The sequence below is a fragment of the Streptomyces sp. NPDC001393 genome (genome assembly GCF_053597455.1).
Map to the genome: position 1 here is coordinate 96900 of NZ_JBSFIH010000018.1, position 22889 is coordinate 119788.

Here is a 22889-nt window from a genome sequence, read left to right on the forward strand (position 1 = left end):
AACCCGGAGACCGGGACAGGACCGGGATGCAACGAAGCTCCCCCGGCACTCTTCCGAACCAGGGGAGCCCCGGACCGTGGAACGCAGGTCGCGGTCTTCTTCCCGAGTGCCCGTCGGCACGGGTGCAAACCACCGTGACACGCCTGGCTGAGCGGTCGGCGAGGGTCGGGTCGCCGGGTGGGTCAGGTCTCGCGGCGTCGGCGCACGAGGTGCCGTGCGACGAGGGCGGCGATCAGCACGCATACGGCGACGAGGACGTAGAGCTGGTAGCGCGAGACCTCGTCGTAGACCGTCGTGATGTGGCTGCCCACCAGGTAGGCCAGGGTCGTCCACAGAGCGACCCACAGGGCCGCGCCGAGCGCGTTGAAGGCGAGGAAGCGGCGCCAGTGCATGCCCGTGGTGCCGGCGATGATGCCGTTGGCCTGGCGCAGGCCCTCGATGAACCGGGCCACGATCACGATCGCGCCGCCGTGCCGGCCGAAGAACTCCTCGGCTGCCTGGAACCGCTTCGGCGTGAGGAAGACGTACCGCCCCCACCGGTGCACAAAGGCCCGCCCGCCGAACCGGCCGATCACATAGCCGATGTTGTCCCCGGCCACGGCCGCGACGAACGCGACGACCGCCACGGCCACGACGTTCAGCCGCCCCGCGCCCGCGTACACGCCCGCGGCCAGCAGGATCGTCTCGCCGGGCGCGGGCACCCCGAAGTCCTCCACCAGGACCACGGCCCCCACGGCCCAGTAGCCGTAGTGGCTGAGCAGCGGCGCCAGATGCGCCAGCGGACCCGGGAGGGGAGGGGCGGCCATGCCTCAACGGTACGTCGCCACGATCAGCGCGCCGGTCCCTAACCGCGTGTCCGGTCGGGGGCCCGGGAGCTACGACTCGGAGCGGAAGACACCGTTGTCGTCGGCGAGGACGCCCTGGCACATGTGGCACAGTTCGTGGTCCCCATCGCGGGTGACGACGGTGCCCCAGCCGAGGCAGACCTCGCAGTCGCGGGCGAGGCCCAGGTCGGGACGGGGAGGCAGGAGGGGACTGCGGTGGGCTCCGTGTGCCATGGAGGAAACGGCTCCTTGGAACTGGCGAGTGGATCTGTCGACGCCGTCGTCCGCGCTGACAACGCTGTCCATATGACGTCCATTATGTCAGCTTTATTCCCGATGTCAGTGACGAGTGTCACCGAGTGTCCTTCTCCCGCCCGGGACCGCCCCCGGGTCGGTCACCCCAGCTGCCCCAGCCGCGCCTCACGCCACAGGTCCACGCCGCCGTCGGTCGCGTACTTGTCGATCTCGGCCAGCTCCTCCGCGTCGAACCCGAGGTTCTCCAGCGCGGCGACGTTCTGCTCCAGCTGCTCGGTGCGCGAGGCTCCGATGACGAGGGACGTCACCCGCTCGTCGCGCAGCGCCCAGGCCAGCGCCAGCTGCGCCAGCGTCTGACCGCGCCGCGCCGCGATGTCGTTGAGGGCGCGCAGCCGCCGCAGCATGTCGTCCGTCAGCAAGGAGGCGTCCAGGGACGTGCCCCGCGCCGCCCGCGAGTCCTGCGGTACGCCCTCCAGGTAGCGGCCGGTCAGCAGGCCCTGGGCGAGGGCCGTGAACCCGATGACCCCAAAGCCCTCCTCCTCGGCCGCGTCCAGCAGGCCGTCGGTCTCGATCCAGCGGTTGAGCATGCTGTACGACGGCTGGTGGATCAGCAGCGGGGTGCCCAGCTCCCGCAGGATCGCCGCCGCCTGCCGGGTGCGCTCGGCGTCGTAGGAGGAGATGCCGACGTACAGCGCCTTGCCCTGGCGTACGGCGGTGTCGAGCGCCCCCATCGTCTCCTCCAGCGGCGTGCTCGCGTCCAGCCGGTGGGAGTAGAAGATGTCCACGTAGTCCACGCCCATCCGGCGCAGCGACTGGTCCAGCGAGGCCAGCACGTACTTCCGGGAGCCACCGCCCTGCCCGTAGGGGCCGGGCCACATGTCCCAGCCGGCCTTGGTGGAGATCACCAGCTCGTCCCGGTACGGCGCGAGGTCCCGCTTCAGTAGTCGGCCGAAGTTCAGCTCGGCCGCGCCGTACGGCGGGCCGTAGTTGTTGGCCAGGTCGTGGTGCGTGATCCCGAGGTCGAAGGCGCGCAGGGCGATCTCGCGCTGGGTCTCGAAGGGGCGGTCGTCGCCGAAGTTGTGCCAGTAGCCCAGGGACAGGACGGGCAGGTCCAGTCCCGAGCGGCCGGTACGCCGGTAGCGCATGGTGCCGTCGTAGCGTGCGGGGTCCGCGACGTGGGTCATCGGGTCCTCTCCGGGTGGTGCCGTGCGGGTCGCCCCTCCGGGTGCGGACGGGCTCGTCCACCCTGCGCCCGGGCGCCGCGCAAGTCCAACCGCCGTACCGGATGGGATTGAGCGGTTCCGTTTCTGAATCGGCCATCGGGGCATGCGGTGACCGGTGGCGCGACGGAAGGAGGCGCTCGTGAGCGGTGCCGGTGCGCAGGGGCGGCGCGATGCCCGGGGCGGCCCGCAGGCGCCGCAGGCCGTGGCACGGCTGCCCCGCCAGGTGCGCGAGGAACTGACCCACAGGCTCTGCCGCGAGCGACGCGCGTTCGGCGAGGGTGACGTCCAGGTCGTCGAGCCGCCGCTGCTCCGGCGCGCCGTGGGTGCCTCCGCGCTCGGGAACTGCATGGAGTGGTTCGACTTCGGGGTCTACAGCTACCTCGCCGCCACCCTCGGCAAGGTGTTCTTCCCCGGCGCCTCCCCGGCCGCGCAGGTGATCTCCTCCTTCGCGACCTTCGCCGCCGCCTTCGTCGTCCGGCCGCTCGGCGGCCTCTTCTTCGGACCGCTCGGCGACCGGATCGGCCGGCAGAAGGTGCTCGCCACCACGATGATCATGATGGCGGTCGGCACCTTCGCCATCGGTGTCATCCCCGGCTACGGCACGATCGGCATCGCCGCGCCCGTGTTGCTCCTGCTGGCCCGCATGGTGCAGGGCTTCTCGACCGGTGGGGAGTACGGCGGCGCGACCACCTTCGTCGCCGAGTACTCGCCGGACCGCAGGCGCGGTTTCCTCTCCAGCTGGCTCGACTTCGGCACCTTCGTCGGCTATGCGCTCGGCTCGGCCCTGGTCACCCTGCTCCATCTCGCGCTGACCGACGGTCAGATGCTGTCCTGGGGCTGGCGCGTGCCGTTCCTGATCGCCGGGCCGCTCGGGGTGATCGGCCTCTACATGCGGCTCAAGCTGGAGGAGTCCCCGGCCTTCCAGCAGCAGTTGGACGAACACGAGAAGGCCCTGGCGCAGGAATCGGCGGGCAGCGAGTTCAAGGACATCGTCCGCAACCACTGGGGGGAGCTGCTGGTCTGCATGGGTCTGGTGCTGCTGTACAACGTCACCAACTACATGGTCACCGGCTATCTGCCGACCTATCAGACCGAGGTTCTGCACCGCTCCAGCGGCTCCGCGGACCTCCTGGTGCTCGTCGGCATGCTGTGGATCGTCGTGCTGATCACCTTCCTCGGCCGGCTCAGTGACCGCGTCGGCCGGCGGCCGGTCTACGCCGTGGCCGCCGCCGCGATGATCGTGCTGGCGGTGCCCGCCTTCCTGCTGATCAAGGCGCACGGCACCGGGCCGCCCGTCCTCGGTGTCCTGCTGCTCGCCACTCTGCTGGCCTGCTTCGCCGCTCCGAGCGCTGCCACGCTGCCCGCCCTGTTCCCGACCGCCGTCCGTTACGCGGCGATGGGCATCGGCTTCAACGTCGCCGTCTCCGCCTTCGGCGGCACCACCCCCCTGGTGACCGCCGCGCTGGTCACGGCCTCCGGGGACGACCTGATGCCGGCCTACTACCTGATGCTGGCCGGGGCCATCGGCCTGCTGACGGTGAAGTTCCTGCCCGAGACCGCCCAGGTGCCGCTCAAGGGTTCGCGGCCGATGGTCGGCTCCCGCGAGGAGCGCCGCGAACTGATCGCCGTCTCGAGGGAGTTGTACGGCTTCGTGCAGCAGCGGGACAGCGCGCGGCGCACCTGAGGCGCGCCCGCCCCTTCCCGCCCTCGTTCGATCCTACGAACTTCTCGCCAACCTGCTTACCGAGCTCGAGTGGATTTGATAGGAAACTTTCCTACCAGTGTCCGAGCGGGCCGGCCAGCGCGGACCGGCTCGGACCAACCAGCCACCCCCCACTCCCACTTGGAGCCCTGTGGTGAACGCAGACCGCGAGTCAGCAGCGCCCGCCCCCATGTCCCGCCGGACCGTCGTCGCCCTGCTCGGCGCCACCGTCGCCTCCGGTGCCCTGCTCGTGTCGCAGCGCGCGACCGCTGCCCCGGAGGCGGCAACGGGCCTCGACGACCCGGCGAAGAAGGAGATCGCCATGGAACTGGTGTCGAGCGCGGAGAACTCCTCGCTCGACTGGAAGGCCCAGTACAAGTACATCGAGGACATCGGCGACGGCCGCGGCTACACCGCCGGCATCATCGGCTTCTGTTCCGGCACCGGCGACATGCTCGACCTGGTCCAGCTCTACGCCGACCGCAAGCCCGGCAACGTCCTCGCCAAGTACCTGCCCGCCCTGCGCAAGGTCAACGGCACCGACTCCCACGACGGCCTCGACCCGAACTACCCCAGGGACTGGCGCAAGGCCGCCCAGGACACCGTGTTCCAGCAGTGCCAGAACGACGAGCGCGACCGCGTCTACTTCAACCCCGCGGTGGCCCAGGGCAAGACCGACGGCCTGCGCGCCCTCGGCCAGTTCTGCTACTACGACGCCATCGTCATGCACGGCGACGGTGACGACCCGACCAGCTTCCGCAACATCCGGGGGCGTGCCCTGCGCAGCGCCAAGCCCCCGGCGCAGGGCGGCGACGAGACGACGTACCTCAATGCCTTCCTCGACGCCCGGGTGTGGGCCATGAAGCAGGAGGAGGCGCACAGCGACACCAGCCGCGTCGACACCGAGCAGCGGGTCTTCCTGCGCAAGGGCAACCTCGACCTGAACACGCCGCTGGACTGGAAGGTGTACGGGGACAGTTACCACATCGGCTGACGCGCCGGTGTCACGAGGCGTGCGGCAGGTCGACGGGCGTGGGCACCAGAGGCCCCGCGCCGAGCCCGGCGGCCTGCCGCACCGTGATGCGCTGGATCACGACGGTCGCCAGGGCGGCGGCCAGGAGGTTGAGGACCTCCGACGCCACCAGCGGCGGCAGCGAGGTGCCGAAGCCCAGGTTCATGGCGGCCAGGGCCAGCACGGCGTGCCCGACCCAGGCCGCCCACCACACGTTCACGAGGAGGTCGCCGCGGCCCGGGTCCGCACCGGCGGGCGCGCTCGCGCGGTGCACGTCCTGCACGAGCCCGCGCGGCACCCAGAGGTTCATCACCGGGATCAGCCAGGCGAGGACGGCCCAGGCGGTGGAACCGGGGACCCTCCCGGGAGACAGCAGTTCGGCGTTGCGCCGGCAGCGGGCGAACCAGAGGAGGAACAGCACGGCCGCCGCCGTCATCACGTTCACGAAGATCATCGACACCCGGCCGGAACCGGCGGCCGTGGCCGGGGACGGATGCAGCAGATGAGCGCGGACCTTCAGCGCCCGGACCAGGTCGGCACCGGCCGCTGCCGACACGGCGAACTGAGCGCAGCGCGCGAGGAACCAAGGAGCCTTGGCGGCGGAACCGGTCACGGTGGAAGACCTGTCTGTGAAGGGCGTCCTGCACGGGCGGCAGCACGGCGCGAAGATCGAGGCACCGGATCATAAGGCGGGGCGCACTCGCATGTCAGGGCCCTGACGAGGAAAGATGGGCGGTGAGCCATCGATCCGACGACGCGGAGGAACGGACTCATGCCGCACGAGCGAGCCGGCCGGCCTGCCGGTCCCGAGGACCTTGTCGACGTGGCCCGGCTGGTCACGGCGTACTACGCACTGCACCCGGACCCGGCCGACCCGGCGCAGCGGGTGGCGTTCGGCACCTCCGGGCACCGGGGCTCATCCCTGGCGAGCGCCTTCAACGAGGACCACATCGCCGCCACCAGCCAGGCCATCTGCGAGTACCGGGCGAGCCAGGGAATCGATGGTCCCCTCTTCCTCGGCGCCGACACCCACGCCCTGTCCGAGCCCGCCAGGGTCACCGCGCTGGAGGTGTTCGCAGCCAACGGCGTCACCGTGTTCATCGACAGCGCCGACGGCTACACGCCCACCCCCGCCGTCTCGCACGCGATCCTCACCCACAACCGCGGCCGCGCCTCGGGCCTCGCGGACGGCGTGGTCGTCACCCCGTCCCACAACCCGCCCGCCGACGGCGGCTTCAAGTACAACCCGCCGAGCGGCGGCCCGGCGGCCTCCGACGCCACCTCCTGGATCCAGGACCGGGCCAACGAGATCATCACCGGCGGCCTGAAGGACGTACGCCGGGTGCCGTACGCGCGGGCCCTCGCCGCGGAGACGACCGGGCGGTACGACTTCCTCGGCGCCTACGTCGGCGACCTGCCGAGCGTGCTGGACCTGGACGCGATCCGTACGGCTGGTGTCCGTATCGGCGCCGACCCACTCGGCGGGGCCTCCGTCGCCTACTGGGGACGCATCGCCGAACAGCACCGCATCGACCTGACCGTGGTCAACCCGCACACCGATCCCACCTGGCGGTTCATGACGCTGGACTGGGACGGACAGATCCGCATGGACTGCTCCTCGCCCTACGCGATGGCCTCCCTCATCGAGCAGAGCGACCGGTTCCGCATCGCCACCGGCAACGACGCCGACGCCGACCGGCACGGCATCGTCACCCCGGACGCCGGCCTGATGAACCCCAACCACTACCTCGCGGTCGCCATCTCCTACCTCTACCGGCACCGCGACCGATGGCCCGCCGACGCGGGGATCGGCAAGACACTGGTCTCGTCCACGATGATCGACCGGGTCGCCGCCGACCTCGGCCGCCAACTGGTCGAGGTTCCGGTCGGGTTCAAGTGGTTCGTGGGCGGACTGGCCAGCGGCGCCGTCGGGTTCGGCGGCGAGGAGTCCGCCGGCGCCTCCTTCCTGCGCCGCGACGGATCGGTGTGGACCACCGACAAGGACGGCATCATCCTGGCCCTGCTCGCCTCCGAGATCACGGCGGTCACGGACCGGACCCCCTCGGAGCACTACGCCGGCCTGACCGCGCGCTTCGGCGCACCCGCCTACGCCCGGATCGACGCGCCTGCCACCCGCGAACAGAAGGCACTGCTCGGCAAGTTGTCACCGGCCCAGGTCACCGCCGACACCCTCGCCGGAGAGGCCGTCACGGCCGTCCTCACCGAGGCGCCCGGCAACGGCGCCGCGATCGGCGGCATCAAGGTGACCACGGACAACGCCTGGTTCGCGGCCCGCCCCTCCGGCACCGAAGACGTCTACAAGGTCTACGCCGAGTCCTTCCTCGGCCCCGCCCACCTCGCCCGGGTCCAGGAGGAGGCCCAGGCGGTGGTGCTGGGCGCACTGGCGAGCTGAGCGAGACAGGGCCGGGCGAGTCGGCGGACTCTGGGGGTGGGGCGGGGCGGCTCGGGAGCGGGCGGGACGGTCAGGGGTGGGCGGATCGGCCGGTGGCGGATGCCGGTCGGTGACCGATGGGCCGGACAGTGACGGATGGGCCGGGCAGTGGCCTGTGTGGCACGATCCGGCCTGTCCAGGGATGCTGTCTGGGCGGGTCTGTGGTGGCTCCGGGTGGCGCGGCCCGGTCCTGGCAGGTGAGGGTGCCGACCGGGGCCGGTGCTCCCGTCAGCCCAGTCGGCGTTGCCACGGTGGCCGTTTGCTCGGCTCGGGCGCGTCCGCGACCAGCGGGGTCCCGCGAGCGGTCCAGTCCCGTCCTGGAGTCCGGCCGACTGGCTCAGCCGCGCTCGCGGACTGCGGCGCGGACGTCCGGGTCCGACCTCGCCGCGCGAGGGCGCGGACCGGGCCCGGGCGGATCAGCCGCGGTCGTGGCCTTTGTCCAGCCTGTCCAGCACCGCCCGTGCCATGGCTTGCTCTCCCTCGGCATTGGGGTGTGCCGGGGCGGCGGGCGCGGCGGGCTGGAGCGGTTCGATCCAGCGGTCCGCGGGCGCCTTGCACATGTCGTGGCCGACCGTGGGGCCGTAGGTGTCCACGTACTCCGCCCGGTTCACCCCGGCCACCAGGCGCAGCATCAGGTTCAGCCGCTTCTCGGTGTCCCGGAGGTAAGGGAAGTCCTTCTGCGCGAACGGCACCTGCGGGAAGCAGCCGCTGCCGTCGTCGGGCAGCAGGTCCGGGTAGCCGACGACGACCACGCGCGCGTGCGGCGCCCTCGCGTGCACGGCCCGCAGCACCCGGTCGACCTTCGGCGCGGCCTGCACGATCGCGAGGGTCAGCCGGTCGTAGCCGGATGCCTGGTACGAGCGCTCGCAGGGGTTGCCGGTCGGGTCCTGAGCGGCCAGGTGGGCGCAGGTGCTGATGATGCTTCCGAAGCCGACGTCGTTGCCGCCGATCTGCACCGTCACCAGGTCCGTGTTCCGTTGCACGGCGTCGAGCTGCGGGGGGTTGGTGCCCTGCGCCTGCCACATCTCGGCGGTCGTCGCCCCGGCACAGCTGAGGTCCCTGAAGGTGCTCACCTGACGCCCGTCCGCCACCAACGAGGGGTAATTCCGGTCCGACCGGGCGCAGTTGGCGTCCACCTGCTGCGGGATGCCGGGGCCCGAGGTGTAGGAGTCGCCGAGAGCGACGTAGTCGATGCCGTGACGGTGCCCCGCGGAGTGCGAGCCGGCCGGTGCTGCCGCGGCCGGTGCCGTGGCGGCCGCGACGAGGACGCAACCGCCCAGCGCCGCCCTCAGTACGGTTCCCCGCCGGCCTCTCGCCCCGCCCACCGCACGTGTGCCGTTCACCATGGATCCTCCCCCTGAGGCCGGTTCATCGCACGCAGCCGACACCGGAGGGCGGCCCTCGTGCGTTCGACTGGGTCTGTATACCGTCCAGTAGGTCTCGCGGACCAGAAGCGGGAAGCAACGAGTTCAGGGGCGGGGCGAGCCTGATGGTATGTCAGCTCGCTGATCCTGGCATGGCGGCGAACCATCGTCTCCGGCTGGTGGTGAGTCAGGTGACCGAGACACCGGGTGGACTGGTTGTGTGCGTGACCTGCACGTCCGCCGTGATCGCCGCTCCACTGCGCGGTGCGACGTTACCGCCGGAGGCGCCGACTGCCGGGTGCTCTGCGCTACACCATCCGGTGGCTTCTGGCCGCGTAAGCGTTATGAACGGCCCCGATTTCCTGATCATTCCACTGACGACTCATCAGGACTGACCAGACGTCTTCAAGCTCTGACCCAAGTCGAGGAGAGTGGAGAGAATGACGACATCGCCGCGACGGCGATCCGTTCTGGCGTCAGCTGCCACCATCGCCGCGCTCACCGCAGCCGCGCTGGCGAACCAGGGTGCCGCGTATGCGCAGGACCACACCACCCCACCGCCCTATCCGAAGGGACCCGGCTACCCGCTTCATCCGGAGGGCCCGGCGTATCCGGAGAAGGCGGTCTATCCGATTCATCCGGAGAAGCCTGTTCATCCGGTCAAGCCGATCTATCCGGAGAAGCCGGTCTACCCCGTGAAGCCGGTGTATCCGGAGAAGCCGGTCTACCCCGTGAAGCCGGTGTATCCGGAGAAGCCCGTCTACCCGGTAAAGCCGGAGTATCCGGAGAAGCCGGCGTATCCGGTGAAGCCCGCGAAGCCTGCGTATCCGGAGAAGCCCGCGTATCCGGTCAAGCCGGTATACCCGGAGAAGCCCGCGAAGCCTGCGTATCCGGAGAAGCCCGCGTATCCGGTCAAGCCGGTATACCCGGAGAAGCCGGCCTACCCGGTGAAGCCCGCGAAGCCTGCGTATCCGGAGAAGCCTGCGTATCCGGTCAAGCCGGTGTATCCGGAGAAGCCTGCGTATCCGGTCAAGCCGGTGTATCCGGAGAAGCCTGCGTATCCGGTGAAGCCCGCGAAGCCTGCGTATCCGGAGAAGCCTGCGTATCCAGTGAAGCCTGCGTATCCGGTCAAGCCGGTGTATCCGGAGAAGCCTGCGTATCCGGTGAAGCCGGCCTATCCGGTGAAGCCGGTCAAGCCTGCGTACCCGCAGCACCCGGTCAAGCCTGAGTACCCGGCGAAGCCGGTGATGCCGGTGAAGCCGGAGTATCCCGTGAAGCCGGCCTACCCGGAGAAGCCCGTGCTGCCGGTCAAGCCTGAGTACCCGGCGATGCCGGTGAAGCCGGAGTATCCGCAGCACCCGGTGAAGCCGACCTACCCGGAGCACCCGTCGAAGCCCTCGAAGTCGCACAAGGAGCACAAGGGGTCGGACCACGGGCACGAGTCGCGGGACGACTGAGCAGGTGACGGAAGTCAGCTGAGGAAAACCGGGACACGCACAGGAATCGCTGGGCCGCCCACACTGGGCGGCCCAGCGGTGTGCGTGCCGGCGCGTGCCGGCGCCGCAGCCGCAGGTTCGCAGGGAACGGAGCCGCCGCCGGCGCACCATCCCCGACATGCCGGAGGCCGGCGGTCCTGGCAGCCCGCGCCCTCGACGAGGTTCCTGCCCTCGCACCGCGCTGATCTCGGCGGCCACCTGCGCTGGTACCGCCCGCCTTGGCGCGCGGGGCAACGACCGCTGGGAACTGCCCGGCCACTGAGCCGAGTTGGCCCCGGTGTCCCCGAGAGACAGGCCGATGACCTGCGTGAACGGTGTGAGAAGCTGCTGGGGTCAGCACATCCGCACGACGGAGGACCAGCGACGACATGGCCATCATTCACCACACCACGCTCAAGCCCACCAAGCTGGAGCTGCTCACCGACTGGCTGCCCTCGCGCCCCTGGTACCGCGGAGGTCCGGACGCCCCGGTGCTGACCAAGTCCGGAGGCTTCCGGCTGGACGACCCGGAGGGCGAGGTCGGCATCGAGTTCATGGTGGCCACTGATACCTCCACCCCCGAACCGACCGCCTATCTGGTGCCGTTGACCTATCGGGGCGCACCGCTGGAGGGCGCCGAACACGGGCTGGTGGGCACGCTGGAGCACGGCGTGCTCGGCAAGCGCTGGGTGTACGACGGCTGCCACGACCCGGTGCTGGTCGCCGAGTTGCTGTCGCTGATCGAGGGCAGGGCCCAGGCGCAGGCCCAGAGCATCGACGGCGCTCCCGACCTCGAGGTGATCCGCTCCTACACCGGTGCACCCTTCGCCCCGGGCGGCTACGGCCTCCAGCCGGCCGACGACCGGGAGGGCACCCGTCTCCCCGCGCCGCACGGCACGGTTCTGCACGTCCACCGGGTCCTGACCCCCGTGCCCGAGAAGCCGCCGCTGCGCCCCGAAGGCGCGACCGGCCATGTGGCGCGCGGCTGGCAGGACCCGCAGGGCACCCCGCTGACGGCGGTCTTCGTGACGCTGCGCACCGACTGACCGCATGTCACCCGACCGGCATGTCACACGCTCGACCCGCCGCACCGTCTGGCATGGCCAGGACAAATCTGCCACGCTTTCGGCAGTCCGCACCCTGACCCCATGAGGGCGCGGCGCACCTCTCGGTGCAGCGATCGCGCAAGCCCCGTCAGCGGCTGCCCCGGCGTACCCCAGCCGGCCGGCGGTCATCGAGCAGGCCGGGCATCCCGGTCGCCGCAAAGGAGTAGCGTGTGAGATCGACCCCCCACAAGGCCCTCGGCGCCGGTGCGCTCACCGTCGCCGCGGTGGCCGCCCTCGTGCTCCCCGGCACGCCCGCCGCGGCCCGGCCGGCCGCAGCACCCGCCGCCTGCACTCCGGCGCAGGTCGTCGGCAACGGCGGCTTCGAGAGCGGGACATCACCCTGGTCGACGTCCTCCTCCACCGTCATCACCAGCCGCTCCGGCCAGACCGCCCACGGCGGCAGCTCCTACGCCTGGCTGGACGGCGTCGGCAGCACCCATACGGACACCCTCAGCCAGAGCGTCACCATCCCGGCCGGCTGCGACGCGGCCACCCTCACCTTCTGGCTGCACATCGACACCGACGAGACGACCTCCACCGTCGCGTACGACAAGCTCACCGCCAAGATCGGCAGCACGACACTGGCCACCTGGTCGAACCTCGACGAGAACACCGGATACGTCCAGAAGTCGGTCGACGTGTCGGCGTTCGCCGGGCAGACCGTCACTCTCTCCTTCACCGGAACCGAGGACTCCAGCCTGCAGACGAGCTTCGTCCTCGACGACATCGCGCTCGCCACCTCCGGCGGCAGCGCACCACCGCCGGGCGACTCCACGCGCACCCCGGCCTCGCCCGCGTACACCGTGAACCTCAGCAGCGACACGAGCGGCACCGAGTGGACCGGGCACGAGAGCGTGACCTTCAGCAACGCCTCCGCCACCGCCCTGAACGAGGTCTATCTGCGGCTGTGGGACAACTACCACGGCACCTGTGACGCCATGCCGATCCGCGTCACGAACGTGAGCGGCGGCACCGCGGGCGCGCCCTCCGTGGACTGCACCGCCCTCAAGATCGATCTGCCGGCCCCGCTCGCCCAGGGCCAGAGCGCCACCATCGGCTTCGACCTCGGCATCACCGTGCCCAGCGGCGCCGACCGGTTCGGCCACGACGGCGCCTACAGCTTCATCGGCAACGCGCTGCCCGTCCTCGCGGTCCGCGACGGCGCCGGCTGGCACCTCGACCCGTACACGGACAACGGCGAGTCGTTCTACTCCCTGGCCGCCGATTTCAAAGTGACCCTGGACCACCCCAGCGGCCTGCTGGTCCCGGCCACCGGCACCTCCACCGACACGCCCGGTTCCGGCGGACGTACGGTGACGACGGCGACGGCGTCCAAGGTCCGTGACTTCGCCTGGGCCGCCGGACCCTTCACCAGGATCTCCGGCACCTCGGCGGCCGGCGTCGCGGTGAACGTCTACTCGGTCTCGGACATCAGCTCCTCCAGCGCCCAGTCCATGCTCAGCACCGCCAAGAGCGCCGTGGACGCCCACGCGGCCCGCTTCGGCGCCTATCCCTACGGCGAACTGGACGCCGTGCTCGACAACAACTACTGGTTCGGCGGCATGGAGTACCCCGGGTTCGTGCTGGACGTGGTCAGCTCCACCGCCCTCACCCACGAGATCGGCCACCAGTGGTGGTACGGCATCGTCGGCGACGACGAGTACAACAGCCCCTGGCTGGACGAGGCGTTCACGGACTACGCCACCGACCTCGCCCTCGGCAAGACCGGCACCAACTGCTGGAACAGCGTCTCCTGGGCCTCCGGCGACGAGAAGATCACCGACTCGATGGCCTACTGGGACGCGCACTCCTCCCGCTATTCCACCGTCGTCTACGGCTACGGCAAGTGCGCCCTGCACGACCTGCGCCGTGTCCTCGGCGACACCGCGATGGCCAAGCTGCTGAAGGACTACGCGACCGCCCACTGGTACGGCGTGTCGACCACGGCCGAGTTCAAGGCGGCCGCCCAGGCCGCCACAAGCACCGACCTCACCTCCTTCTGGTCCCAGCACCGCATCGAGGGCTGACCGGAGCGCCCACTTGGCTGAAAATCCGGCTGCGGATGGGTTCCTGAGGCGGGATCCGGAGTGTGATACGACCCGACCACGGGTCAGATGGATTTCGTGCGAAGCCTGACAGTCCCCTTCCGCGGCCGGTCCCGCCTGTGCCTCACCGGCGCCCTGACCGTCCTTGCCCTGTTCCTGCCCAGTACCCCGGCCATGCCCGAACCTTCCGGCGGCGCACGCGTGCGCGGCGGCGCCTACATGGGCATCGGCGTCCTCGCCCATGACGGAGACACCGGCTCCCGGCCCCCGGCGGGCCGCGCCTCGCAGCCCGAGGGCGTCGACGTCGCCAGCCACCAGCTCGGCGTCGACTGGTCGACCCTGTGGAAGGCCGACACGCAGTGGGCGTACACCAAGGCCACCGAGGGGACGTACTACACGAACCCCTACTTCACGCAGCAGTACAACGGCGCGTACAAGGTGGGCATGATCCGCGGCGCCTACCACTTCGCCACCCCGGACACGGCCGGTGGCGCCACCCAGGCCGACTACTTCCTGGCGCACGGCGGCGGCTGGTCCAAGGACGGCAAGACCCTGCCCGGCGTGCTCGACATCGAGTGGAACCCGTACGGCGCCTCCTGCTACGGCAAGTCCAAGAGCGCCATGGTCGGCTGGATCCGTGACTTCCTGAACCGCTACAAGTCGCGCACCGGCAGGGACGCCGTCATCTACACGGCGACCAGCTGGTGGAGCGACTGCACCGGGAACTACAGCGGCTTCGCGGCGACCAACCCGTTGTGGATCGCCCGCTACGCCTCGGACCCGGGGACGCTGCCGGCCGGCTGGGCCTACCACACGATGTGGCAGTACACCTCCACCGGCAAGACGGTCGGGGACCACGACCGCTTCAACGGTGCCATGGACCGGCTCAAGGCCTTCGCGACGGGCTGAGGGCCTTCGCGATAAGCCACTCCACGTCCACGTCCCCGAACAGCGCGTCCGCCATCAGCACCACGGCACCGCCGGCGAGCACCAGGGCCTCACGGGAGGCCTTGGCGCGGCCGTACGCATCAACCCGCGGTCACTTCCCCTGGTCTAGTGGCCGTGCACGAAGAGCATGCGAAGGGCCACGGTCGTCATCACGGCGCTGGACGCCAGGGCCGTGCCGAGTCGGCCCCGGCTGCCGGTCAGCAGGCGGCCGAGCAGGGCTCCGCCGCCGGCCAGGAGCAGTTGCCAACTGGCCGAAGCCGCGAAGGCGGCCAGGACGAACACGGCCCGTTCGAGCTGGTCCGGTACCGCCGAGGCCTGGCTGCCCAGCACCAGAGCCGCGAAGTAGATCACGGTGAGGGGGTTCATCATCGTGACGCCCCACAGACCCAGGAAGGCCCGGGCGGGGCTGAGGGGAGTCCCCTCGGTCCGGGAGGACTCCTCAGGCGTCCGGAAGTGGATGATCGCCGTTGCCGCGCCGCGCACCGCCAGTACGACGAGCACCGCGCCGGCGACCCAGCGCAGGGGGTGCACGATCGGCTCGACGGCGTGCGTCAGCGCGGAGTCTCCGATCACGGCGATCAGCGCGTAGAGGCCGTCCGCCGTCGCCACGCCCAGCGCCGCGCACGCGCCGATCCGCAACGAGGTCCGCGCGGTCAACGCCACCAGATACGTCCCGACGGCCCCCACGGGAACGGCGATGCCGTAGCCCGCGAGGAGCCCCGCGACCAGTGCCGCGGTCATGCGTGCGCGGGCGCGGTCCTCCGTCGTCGGTCGCGCTGCTGTCGGCCGCTCACCGATCGGTCGGCGGCGGCCAGCGGCAGGACGGCGGTCAGCGAGGTCATACGCAGATCGTGACGGCAGTGCGGCGACCCGGACAACTCCTTTTCGGCGGTGGCAGCCGCAGTCGCACCCCTGCCGCGGCGGGACGGAGGCCGGCGTGACGACCGGTCAGCGCAGGCCAGGCCCCACAGCAGGACACCGCACGGTTCCCGGGGCACGGTGTACCCCGCAGCGCAGCCCACACCACCCCGCTCGCGGCGCCGCCTGGTGACCGGGCTGGTGGCGGGGCTCCGGGTCCTCGCGTGCGCTGTGCCGGCCGTCCGCTGGACGCGGGCCGACCACGGGTCACGGACACCCGGGCCGGCCTGTCCTACGCCGTGCCGGAGGGCTGGAAGCACGCCCCGGCCAAGGACAGGCAGCTGACCGACGCGGCGCATCTGCAGATGACGCTGGTCACGGTCGACGGCGAGCGCACCTCCTTCCTTCTCGGCCTCACCACCGGCACGGCGGATCCGAAGGTCACGGCGGACATCGGCGCGGTTCTGGCCGACGCCGCCGTGCGGTGACCGGGCCCCGCCAGGTGCCGGAGACGACGAGCCGGCCGGCCCGCCGGTGAGCCCGGGCGAACAGGGCGCCGTACGTGGCGAATTCACGGAGGCTTCCAGGACCGAGCGAGCGGCGAGGCAGGTCAGCCGAGGCTGGGTGGGGTCCAGTCGGCGTGTCGGAGGATCGCCCGTAGCGCCACCCGGGACGGGATGAGCCGCAGCGCGGTGTTGCGCAGGGCCACGGCCGTCGGACGGGACAGCCGCTGGCCCATCCGGCCCGCCTGCCGGGCCGCCCGGGCGACCGCCTGCGCGCGCGGGCGGCGCTCGGCGTCGTAGCGGGCCAGTGCCGAGGCGACCGAGGGCTGCGTGGCCAGCGCGGCGGCCAGCGTGGCCGCGTCCTCCAGGGCCTGGCAGGCGCCCTGGCCGAGATTCGGCGTCATGGCGTGCGCGGCGTCGCCGAGGAGCACCACCCGGCCCGCGACGAACGACCGCAGGGGCGTGACCAGTTCGTGGATGTCGTGGTGGAGCACTGCCTGCGGCCGGGTCGCGTCCAGGAGGGCCGGGATCGGGTCGTGCCAGCCGCCGAAGCGCCGGCGCAGCATGCCGAGCGGGTCGGCGTGGCGGACTCCGCGCGGAGCGGTGAGCACGGCGTGCCACTCGGCCCGGCCGTCGCGGAAGCCGATGTGCCCGAACTCCGCGCCCTGGCCCCAGGTCAGTTCGAAGTCGGTGCGCAGGTCCAGCGGCCGGTCCGTCACGGCCCGCAGGACCGTCGAGCCGGCGTACACCGGGCCGGGATGATCGGGGAACAGCAGTCCGCGCAGCCGGCTGCCCACTCCGTCGGCCGCGACGACCAGGTCGGCGTCCAGACCCCCGTCCCCGGCCGGCACTCCCACCCGGTCGGGGACCGAGCGGTCCAGGGTAGGGACGCTGACGCCGATGAGCAGGCTCTCGGCCGGCAGCGCTTCGCGCAGCAGGCGGTGCAGGACCGCGCGCCGGATGCCGACGATCGGCGTGCCCAGTGCGCGTTCCAGGGCAGCACCGTCCATTCGCGCCAGCCAGCGGCCCTCGGGGGTGCGGGTGCCGCCGGTGTACTGCGGGCGTGCCGCCGCGCGCACGGCCGCGCCGACGCCGAGGGCGTCCAGGGCGCGCAGGCCGTTGGCGTGCAGCGAGATGCCCGCGCCCGCGTCGGCGAGGGTGCCGGACCGCTCCACGACCCGTACGTCCCAGCCGATGCGGCGCAGGCCGAGCGCCGCCGCCAGCCCGCCGATGCCACCCCCGACCACCACCGCCGTGCCGCCCATGCCGGACCCCTTTCGACCTCGGTTCGCGTTGGGTTTCTACGGATGTTTTCTACAGATGTAGAAGCCCCTGTCGCAGACCTTACAGCGGTGCTCTACAGCTGTAGAAGCGGGGGTGTAGAAAGTGAGGGTGTCCACAGACCGTCGTACTCTCCTCGCCGACGCGGCGATCGCCGTCCTCGCCGATGCCGGCATGCGGGGGCTGACCCATCGCGCGGTGGACCGGGCGGCACAGCTGCCACCCGGCACCACGTCCGCCTACTACCGCACCCGCCAGGCCCTGCTCACCGCGCTGGTCCGGCGCCTGGTGGCACTCGACCAGGCCGAGCTGCAGGACATCGGGGCGAGGACACCACTGCCTCGGACCGCAGGCGAAGTGGTCCTCGGACTCGTCGCGTTCACGGCGGCGAGGCTCACGGGGGAGGGGCGCAGACGCTCCCTGGCGCGCTACGCGTGCGCCGTCGAGAGCGCCCGTCACCCCGAACTGCGCGAGATTCTGGTGCCCCGCGAGAACCTGGCGCGGCAGGCGCTGTGCGACTTTCTCGCCGCACAGGGCGTGCCCGACCCGGCGGAGCGCACGGTCACACTGCTGACCTGCGTGGACGGCCTGGTCTTCGACCGGCTGGTGAACGGCGGCAGCGTGTCGGAGGAGGAGATCCACGGCCTGGTGACGGCGGCCCTGCGCTGAGCGGTACGACGGCGGCGTCCGCGTCGGTACGACGACGGCGGCGCTCTCTGCTTCGGACGAGGAGACCCACAGAGGGGACCCACACATGGCGGCCGGTGTTCACGGCGGCACCGCACGCAGCGCACGCAGCACCGCCCAGACCACCGACACCAGCGGCACCGCCACCACGGCACCGATCACCCCGGCGATGATGCTGCCGGCGATCACCGACACCGCGACGACGAGCGGATGCAGCCGTACCGCCCAGCTCATCACCAGCGGGTGCAGCACATGTCCCTCCAGCTGGCCGATCACCACGATCAGCGCCAGCACGGCCAGCGCCGTCAGCGGCCCCCGCCCGGCCAGCGCGACGATGGTGGCGACACCGAGCGCGACCGGCGAGCCCACGAGTGGCACGAACGCGGCGAAGAACTCCAGCAGCGTCAGCGGCAGCGCGAGCGGCACCCGCAGCACGAGCAGCGCGATACCGACGAGCACGGCGTTGGTGGCGGCCACGATGATGATGCCGCGGGTGTACCCGGCGAAGGCCCGCCAGGCCGCCCACCCCGCCCGGTCCCACGCCGGACGGGCACCCACCGGCAGCAACTGGTCGCGGATCCAGCGCCACAGGCGTTCGCCGGAGTGGATGAAGAACACCGAGGCGAACAGGGCGAGCGCGCCCCCGGTGACCAGCTCGACCACCCGGCTCAGCCCGCTGACGGCACGGCTGAGCAGGCTGGACCGGTGCGCGGACAGATAGCGCGTCACCTGGTTCTCCAGCTCGGACAGCCGGCTGCGACTCAGCCGGAACGGCGGCCGCTGGAGCCACTGCTCGATGCGGTGCACGCCACCGCGGAACTCACCGGTCAGCCTGGCCGACTCACCCGCCACCGCGTTGCCCACCAGGGCGAGCAGGGCCAGCAGGAACAGGATGCTGCCCACCAGCGCCACGGCGACGCACAGCGGCCGTGGCAGGAACCGGTTGAGCAGGTCCGTGAGCGGACGCAGGACGGTGGTGACGACCAGCGCGAGGAACACGGCCACGGCGATGAGCTGGAAGCTGCCGAGGATGCTGAAGACGCCGTAGACGACGATTCCGACGAGGATGAGCCGCCAGGCGTAGGCCGCCCCGACCCGCAGCCACGGCACCGTCCGCTCGGCCACCGGCACCGGCTCGGTGCGCGGGACGGCCGGGAGCCGCACGGTGTACGCCGGCCGGCTGCCCAGGACCCGCCCCCTGCGGCGCCGGCCGTCCGGCCCGGCCGCCCGCCGACGCGCATCGCCCACCACCGCTTCCGGCTCCTCTCCGTCACCCTGATGACGGTCGGTCACTTGTTAAGAACCGTAAGCGCGCGTCGCGAGAGGGGCGCGCGGAACGCGCCCGCGCGCGGTTTCGCCCGGACGGGGGCGTTTCGCGGCCGGATCGTCGTCCCTTCAGGCGTCCTGGGCGTCGCCCAGGAACGTGACGGTCTCCCCGAGCGGTGCCCGGTCGATGCGGGCGAACGGCGCCGACGGATCCTCGAAACCGATCGACAGGCCCGCGAACAGGATCAGCTCCGGCGGAGGCGACACCACCTCCGCGACCGTCCGGTGATACACCGACCAGGCCATCTGCGCACAGCTGTGCAGGCCTTCGGCGCGCAGCAGCATCACCGTCTGCAGGTACATTCCGAGGTCCGCCCACTGCGCCGCGCCCATCTCGCGGTCGATGGAGCACAGCAGGAGACACGGGGCTCCGAAGCAGCGCCAGTTCGCGGCGACGGCCGCGCGGCGGGCCTCCGCGTCCCCGCGCCGGATCCCGAGCGCCCCGAAACGCCGGGCGGCCGCCGCGGACCGCCGCTCCCGGTACGGAGACGTCGGCTCCGGCGGATACATCCGGTACTGCCGCTCGTCCCCGGGATCACCGGCCGCGGCGCGCTCGGCGGTGCGCTTCTTCAACTCGGCCAGCGGGGCACCGGTGAGCACGTGGATGTGCCACGGCTGGAGGTTGCCGCCCGAGGGTGAGCGGGCGGCGGCGGTCAGGACCCGCTCCAGCGCCGCACGCGGGACCGGTTCCTCCGTGAAGGCCCGCACCGCCCGCCGGCTCACCACCGCCTCGTACACATCCACCCGCATGCCCTCCAGGCCCGCTCCGCACTTCCGCCGTACTGACGGAAGCCGGCCGGCGGATGTGACAGTGCCCCGCCGCACCCGCCACAGGTACGGCCCCGGGCCGTGCTCACCCGCGATCGACATCGGTTCACCCCGCTGAGCCCGGCCTCCACATGTCCCCCTCCGGACGCCCGCTCGACACGGCGGCCCCATCTGCGCTCTTGCGCAACAGATCTCCGGTGGCGACTGGCGCCCGCAGACGGCGCTCACAGGACCTTCACAACCGCCGCGGGTGGCCCGGCCGGGGTGGGGCACCCGGGGAGTGTCGCCGGCAGAGGGGATCCTCCAGTGATCATGATCGCCGTACTGCTGCTCCCCGTCCTCACCATCCTGCTCTTCGGTCTCGACCAGGTCGAGGACCGTTGGATCCTGCATCCGCCGACGGCCCGTCAGACCAGGCCGCACCGGCACCGTCGTATGAAGCCGGGCCGCCGCTGACAAAGCTGTGATCGGCAGGCTCTCACCGTCCGTCGCCGTCAGGCGCTCCCTGCCCTTCGCCGTCAGGCGCTCACCGGTCCGTCGTGTCCCTTGCACAGCTTGGTGTTGGTGCGCTGGGAGACGTCCCGCAGCGCCCGCCAGGCCTCTTCCGGGGCGATCTGTCCGAGGATGACCACGGCTCCGATGGCCTGGTCGAGGAAGCTGTGCTCGGTGCCGTCACGTCGCACGGGCCGGGCCGCGGGCATGCCCGTCCGTGCCCCGGCCTGGCTTGCCCCCAGCGTGCCGGATTCCGGCCCTGGCGGCACGCTGTCAGCCTTCCCGGCCGGCGCGACCGGCGCTCTCGGCCGCCCGTCCCACCGGCAGCAGGTCACGGATGTCCGCGGGCAGGGCGCCGGCCATCCGCTCGGTCAGCTCCGGTGCCAGGGCCGCGTCGAGCACTTCCATCACGGCGGCGGCCTCCCGCAGGGCTGTGTCCTCGTCGGTGCCCGCCCGGTCGGCGATGCGTCCGGCGAAGACGGTCAGCCCGAACCGCTCGCCCGCCACGCCGGAGTCGGCGGCGGCAGACGCGTCGGCCGCCTCCCGCATCGCCGCCGCCATGTCCGGTGGCAGCTGTGCGGCCACATGCCGGGCCAGCCCGGACGGCAGCCGCTCCGACAGCGTGCTCACGACGGCGTGCGCGGCCCGTTCGGCCGAACCCCGGTCCGGCAGTTGTGCCAGTGCCTGCACTTTTCCGATCATCTCGTCGTGCCGCATGAGGCCGGTCCCTTCCTCACGTAGTCCTGGCGGTGCGATGTCTCCCCGGCCGCGGGCGGCCGCCGTGGCCCCCGGCCGGCGGCGCCGTCACCGGGTCCGGCCGGGCCTTCCGCGGCCCCGGCCGAGTACCCCGGTCGCCGCCGCCGGTACCCGGACCGGTGGAGTCGCGGCCGCGTCGCGGGGTAGGCGTGGGCGGCGACCATCGAACGACGCCGGACGCCGGCGGAGCCGACTGCGAGGTGTGCATGGCGGGAGCGGGGCTGGCGGCGCCGTTGTGGGACGTCCACAACGGCCAGGGAGTGCGGCAGCTGGCCGAGCTGGCGCTGGCGTTGCTGCTGTCCAGCCTGATCGGCTGGGAGCGGGCGGCGCAGCAGAAGAGCGCCGGACTGCGCACGCACACGCTGGTCGGTGTCGCCAGCGCGCTGATGATGGAGGTGTCCCAGCACGGGTTCACCGCGGTGCTCGGGCTGCAGAACGTCTCCTTCGACCCCTCACGTGTCGCGGCCCAGATCGTCTCCGGCATCGGCTTCATCGGCGGCGGCCTGATCTTCGTACGGCGGGATGCGGTACGGGGCCTGACGACGGCCGCCACCATCTGGCTGACCTGCGCGGTCGGCATGGCCTGCGGCGGCGGGCTGCCCATCCTCGCGCTGGCCGTGACGGCCCTGCACTTCCTGGTGGTGCGCGGCTATCCGCTCGTCACCTCCCGGCTGGTCCCCGGCACGTCCGCCGCCGCCTTCGAGGCCCGCCTGACCTACCGCACGGGGTCGGCGCTGCTGCCGCGGCTGATGGAGGCCTGCACCCGGCGCGGCTTCCGGATCGTGCAGGTCAAGGTCGAGCGGCTGCCCGGCCGCGCGGACGACGCGGCCCGCGTCCTGCTGCACCTGGAGGGCGCCGCGGATCCGACGGCGCTGGCCTCGGAGCTGTTCCAGGACGAGGGCGTGCTCGACGTCGAGGTGAGCGCCGCCGCGGACGACGAATAGGACGAACGCCGACCAGGAGGAAGAGGAACAGGGAGTACGGCCGCCCGGCCGCGCCACCCCGAGGCCCCGCAGACCAGACGGGTGAGCCGGGGTGCGGCCGCCCAGCAGCACGACATCCCACGGCGGCACCTCCTGGGGCAGCCGGACACCCCGGCTCCGGGCCGGCACCGCACGCGGCCGAAGGGCGGCGGGGCCGTGCCGCGGAGGCGGGCCCACGTGGGCGATACCACATATGTCCTGGTTCGCGCTCTCTCCCGGTCATGCTCGGTGCCGGGCTACCGTTGCGTCGAGCCTCTTTTCCCCTTCGCCTCCCGGACGGCCCGGCTGTGCTCACTGATCTGTCCCCCCTCATCGCAGCGACGGCGCGCCGGCTGACGGTCGCCTATCCGCCGAGCGGCGGCGCGCTGGCCCGCGCGCTGTGCGAGGCGCAGGCCCGGCAGGCGGTGACCGTCGCCGCGTGGCTGCGCTACCCGACCGAGATCGACGCGGCGCTGGTCACGATGGCCGGCCCCGGCGGCACCGCCCGGCTGGACTGGATCACGGGCGCCGAGCGCACCGGCGAGGAGGGCCCGGACGACGACTGGGCCTGGCGGACCTGGGTGGACGAGGTCGTGGCCAGCTGGGCGGCCGGCCTGCTCACCGATCCCGAACTGGCCGCGCTGGCCGTCGAGGCACTCGCCGAGGGCGAGCACGGCCCCGGCTCCATGGCCGAGTTCCGGCGCCTGCTAGATCCGGACGACACCGACCGGCACGCCGCCGCCCTACTGCGTCACCCCGACCTCCTCGCCCCCGTGGCCGAGCTCCACCTCGACCAGCTCCTGGACCGGCTCGGACCGGGCCGTACCCTCGCGGCCTGAGCATCCGGCCC

Annotated in this window: 23 protein-coding genes; 12 read left to right on the top strand and 11 right to left on the bottom strand. The window is 71.9% G+C overall.

The features are described 5' to 3' along the window. Positions 1-182: 182 nt before the first annotated feature. The 3 genes from ACWC2T_RS20985 to mgrA all read right to left on the bottom strand — a co-directional run bounded on the left by ACWC2T_RS20985 (position 183) and on the right by mgrA (position 2263). Positions 183-806, bottom strand: a complete 624-nt coding sequence (locus tag ACWC2T_RS20985) for a DedA family protein (protein WP_450671843.1) — start codon at positions 804-806, stop codon at positions 183-185. Between the two features lie 69 nt (positions 807-875). Next, positions 876-1058, bottom strand: a complete 183-nt coding sequence (locus ACWC2T_RS20990) for a hypothetical protein (RefSeq protein WP_450671844.1) — start codon at positions 1056-1058, stop codon at positions 876-878. 161 nt (positions 1059-1219) lie between these two features. Next, a complete protein-coding gene (gene mgrA, locus ACWC2T_RS20995; RefSeq protein ID WP_450671845.1) occupies positions 1220-2263 on the bottom strand; it encodes an L-glyceraldehyde 3-phosphate reductase in 1044 nt (347 codons plus the stop codon). A 178-nt stretch (positions 2264-2441) separates the two neighbouring features. On the opposite strand from mgrA, the gene ACWC2T_RS21000 reads away from it, so the two are divergent. Continuing rightward, positions 2442-3986 (top strand): MFS transporter, encoded by a 1545-nt coding sequence (locus ACWC2T_RS21000; protein ID WP_450671846.1) that lies wholly within the window; start codon positions 2442-2444, stop codon positions 3984-3986. A 208-nt stretch (positions 3987-4194) separates the two neighbouring features. After that, positions 4195-4998 (top strand): chitosanase, encoded by an 804-nt coding sequence (locus ACWC2T_RS21005; RefSeq protein WP_450671903.1) that lies wholly within the window; start codon positions 4195-4197, stop codon positions 4996-4998. A gap of 10 nt (positions 4999-5008) precedes the next feature. Here ACWC2T_RS21005 and ACWC2T_RS21010 read toward each other — a convergent pair whose 3' ends face one another. Further along, entirely contained in the window at positions 5009-5629 is a 621-nt protein-coding gene (locus ACWC2T_RS21010; protein WP_450671847.1) for a DUF4328 domain-containing protein, read from the bottom strand. 159 nt (positions 5630-5788) lie between these two features. Here ACWC2T_RS21010 and pgm point away from each other — a divergent pair, with 159 nt between their 5' ends. Further along, positions 5789-7429 carry a phosphoglucomutase (alpha-D-glucose-1,6-bisphosphate-dependent) gene (gene pgm, locus ACWC2T_RS21015; RefSeq protein ID WP_450671848.1) on the top strand — a complete coding sequence of 547 codons (1641 nt, stop codon included), beginning with the start codon at positions 5789-5791 and terminating at the stop codon, positions 7427-7429. Positions 7430-7884: 455 nt separating this feature from the next. Here the strand turns inward: pgm and ACWC2T_RS21020 are convergent, their stop codons facing one another. Continuing rightward, complete coding sequence (locus ACWC2T_RS21020; protein WP_450671849.1) at positions 7885-8814, bottom strand: SGNH/GDSL hydrolase family protein; 930 nt, start codon at positions 8812-8814, stop codon at positions 7885-7887. 449 nt (positions 8815-9263) lie between these two features. On the opposite strand from ACWC2T_RS21020, the gene ACWC2T_RS21025 reads away from it, so the two are divergent. The 4 genes from ACWC2T_RS21025 (at position 9264) to ACWC2T_RS21040 (ending at position 14367) form a co-directional block, all read left to right on the top strand. Further along, positions 9264-10289, top strand: a complete 1026-nt coding sequence (locus ACWC2T_RS21025; protein ID WP_450671850.1) for a hypothetical protein — start codon at positions 9264-9266, stop codon at positions 10287-10289. Positions 10290-10696: 407 nt separating this feature from the next. Continuing rightward, the gene (locus tag ACWC2T_RS21030; RefSeq protein ID WP_450671851.1) at positions 10697-11353 is read left to right on the top strand and encodes a maltokinase N-terminal cap-like domain-containing protein; all 657 of its coding nucleotides are present in this window, start codon (positions 10697-10699) and stop codon (positions 11351-11353) included. 230 nt (positions 11354-11583) lie between these two features. Next, positions 11584-13440: a M1 family aminopeptidase gene (locus tag ACWC2T_RS21035; RefSeq protein WP_450671852.1), complete on the top strand. Its 1857-nt coding sequence runs from the start codon at positions 11584-11586 to the stop codon at positions 13438-13440. An 87-nt stretch (positions 13441-13527) separates the two neighbouring features. Then, complete coding sequence (locus tag ACWC2T_RS21040; RefSeq protein ID WP_450671853.1) at positions 13528-14367, top strand: lysozyme; 840 nt, start codon at positions 13528-13530, stop codon at positions 14365-14367. Positions 14368-14511: 144 nt separating this feature from the next. Here the strand turns inward: ACWC2T_RS21040 and ACWC2T_RS21045 are convergent, their stop codons facing one another. Further along, positions 14512-15147 (bottom strand): LysE family transporter, encoded by a 636-nt coding sequence (locus ACWC2T_RS21045; protein ID WP_450671854.1) that lies wholly within the window; start codon positions 15145-15147, stop codon positions 14512-14514. Positions 15148-15488: 341 nt separating this feature from the next. Between ACWC2T_RS21045 and ACWC2T_RS21050 the strand changes: the two genes are divergently transcribed. Continuing rightward, entirely contained in the window at positions 15489-15752 is a 264-nt protein-coding gene (locus ACWC2T_RS21050) for a hypothetical protein (protein ID WP_450671855.1), read from the top strand. A 122-nt stretch (positions 15753-15874) separates the two neighbouring features. Here the strand turns inward: ACWC2T_RS21050 and ACWC2T_RS21055 are convergent, their stop codons facing one another. After that, positions 15875-17032 carry an FAD-dependent monooxygenase gene (locus ACWC2T_RS21055; protein WP_450671856.1) on the bottom strand — a complete coding sequence of 386 codons (1158 nt, stop codon included), beginning with the start codon at positions 17030-17032 and terminating at the stop codon, positions 15875-15877. 127 nt (positions 17033-17159) lie between these two features. On the opposite strand from ACWC2T_RS21055, the gene ACWC2T_RS21060 reads away from it, so the two are divergent. Continuing rightward, complete coding sequence (locus tag ACWC2T_RS21060; RefSeq protein ID WP_450671857.1) at positions 17160-17717, top strand: TetR/AcrR family transcriptional regulator; 558 nt, start codon at positions 17160-17162, stop codon at positions 17715-17717. 99 nt (positions 17718-17816) lie between these two features. Here the strand turns inward: ACWC2T_RS21060 and ACWC2T_RS21065 are convergent, their stop codons facing one another. After that, positions 17817-19028, bottom strand: a complete 1212-nt coding sequence (locus ACWC2T_RS21065; protein WP_450671858.1) for an AI-2E family transporter — start codon at positions 19026-19028, stop codon at positions 17817-17819. 102 nt (positions 19029-19130) lie between these two features. Next, a complete protein-coding gene (locus ACWC2T_RS21070) occupies positions 19131-19805 on the bottom strand; it encodes a nitroreductase (protein WP_450671904.1) in 675 nt (224 codons plus the stop codon). Positions 19806-20141: 336 nt separating this feature from the next. On the opposite strand from ACWC2T_RS21070, the gene ACWC2T_RS21075 reads away from it, so the two are divergent. Then, positions 20142-20285, top strand: coding sequence for a hypothetical protein (locus tag ACWC2T_RS21075; RefSeq protein ID WP_450671859.1), 144 nt, complete (start codon positions 20142-20144; stop codon positions 20283-20285). A gap of 62 nt (positions 20286-20347) precedes the next feature. On the opposite strand, the gene ACWC2T_RS21080 is transcribed toward ACWC2T_RS21075, so the two are convergent. Both ACWC2T_RS21080 and ACWC2T_RS21085 read right to left on the bottom strand, forming a co-directional pair. Then, the gene (locus ACWC2T_RS21080) at positions 20348-20530 is read right to left on the bottom strand and encodes an ANTAR domain-containing protein (RefSeq protein ID WP_450671860.1); all 183 of its coding nucleotides are present in this window, start codon (positions 20528-20530) and stop codon (positions 20348-20350) included. A gap of 64 nt (positions 20531-20594) precedes the next feature. Next, complete coding sequence (locus ACWC2T_RS21085; RefSeq protein ID WP_450671861.1) at positions 20595-21038, bottom strand: DUF2267 domain-containing protein; 444 nt, start codon at positions 21036-21038, stop codon at positions 20595-20597. Positions 21039-21283: 245 nt separating this feature from the next. Between ACWC2T_RS21085 and ACWC2T_RS21090 the strand changes: the two genes are divergently transcribed. Continuing rightward, the gene (locus ACWC2T_RS21090; protein WP_450671862.1) at positions 21284-22021 is read left to right on the top strand and encodes an MgtC/SapB family protein; all 738 of its coding nucleotides are present in this window, start codon (positions 21284-21286) and stop codon (positions 22019-22021) included. Between the two features lie 326 nt (positions 22022-22347). Next, on the top strand, positions 22348-22878 hold the full coding sequence (locus ACWC2T_RS21095; RefSeq protein WP_450671863.1) for a hypothetical protein: 531 nt from the start codon (positions 22348-22350) through the stop codon (positions 22876-22878). The last annotated feature ends 11 nt before the right edge of the window (positions 22879-22889 follow it).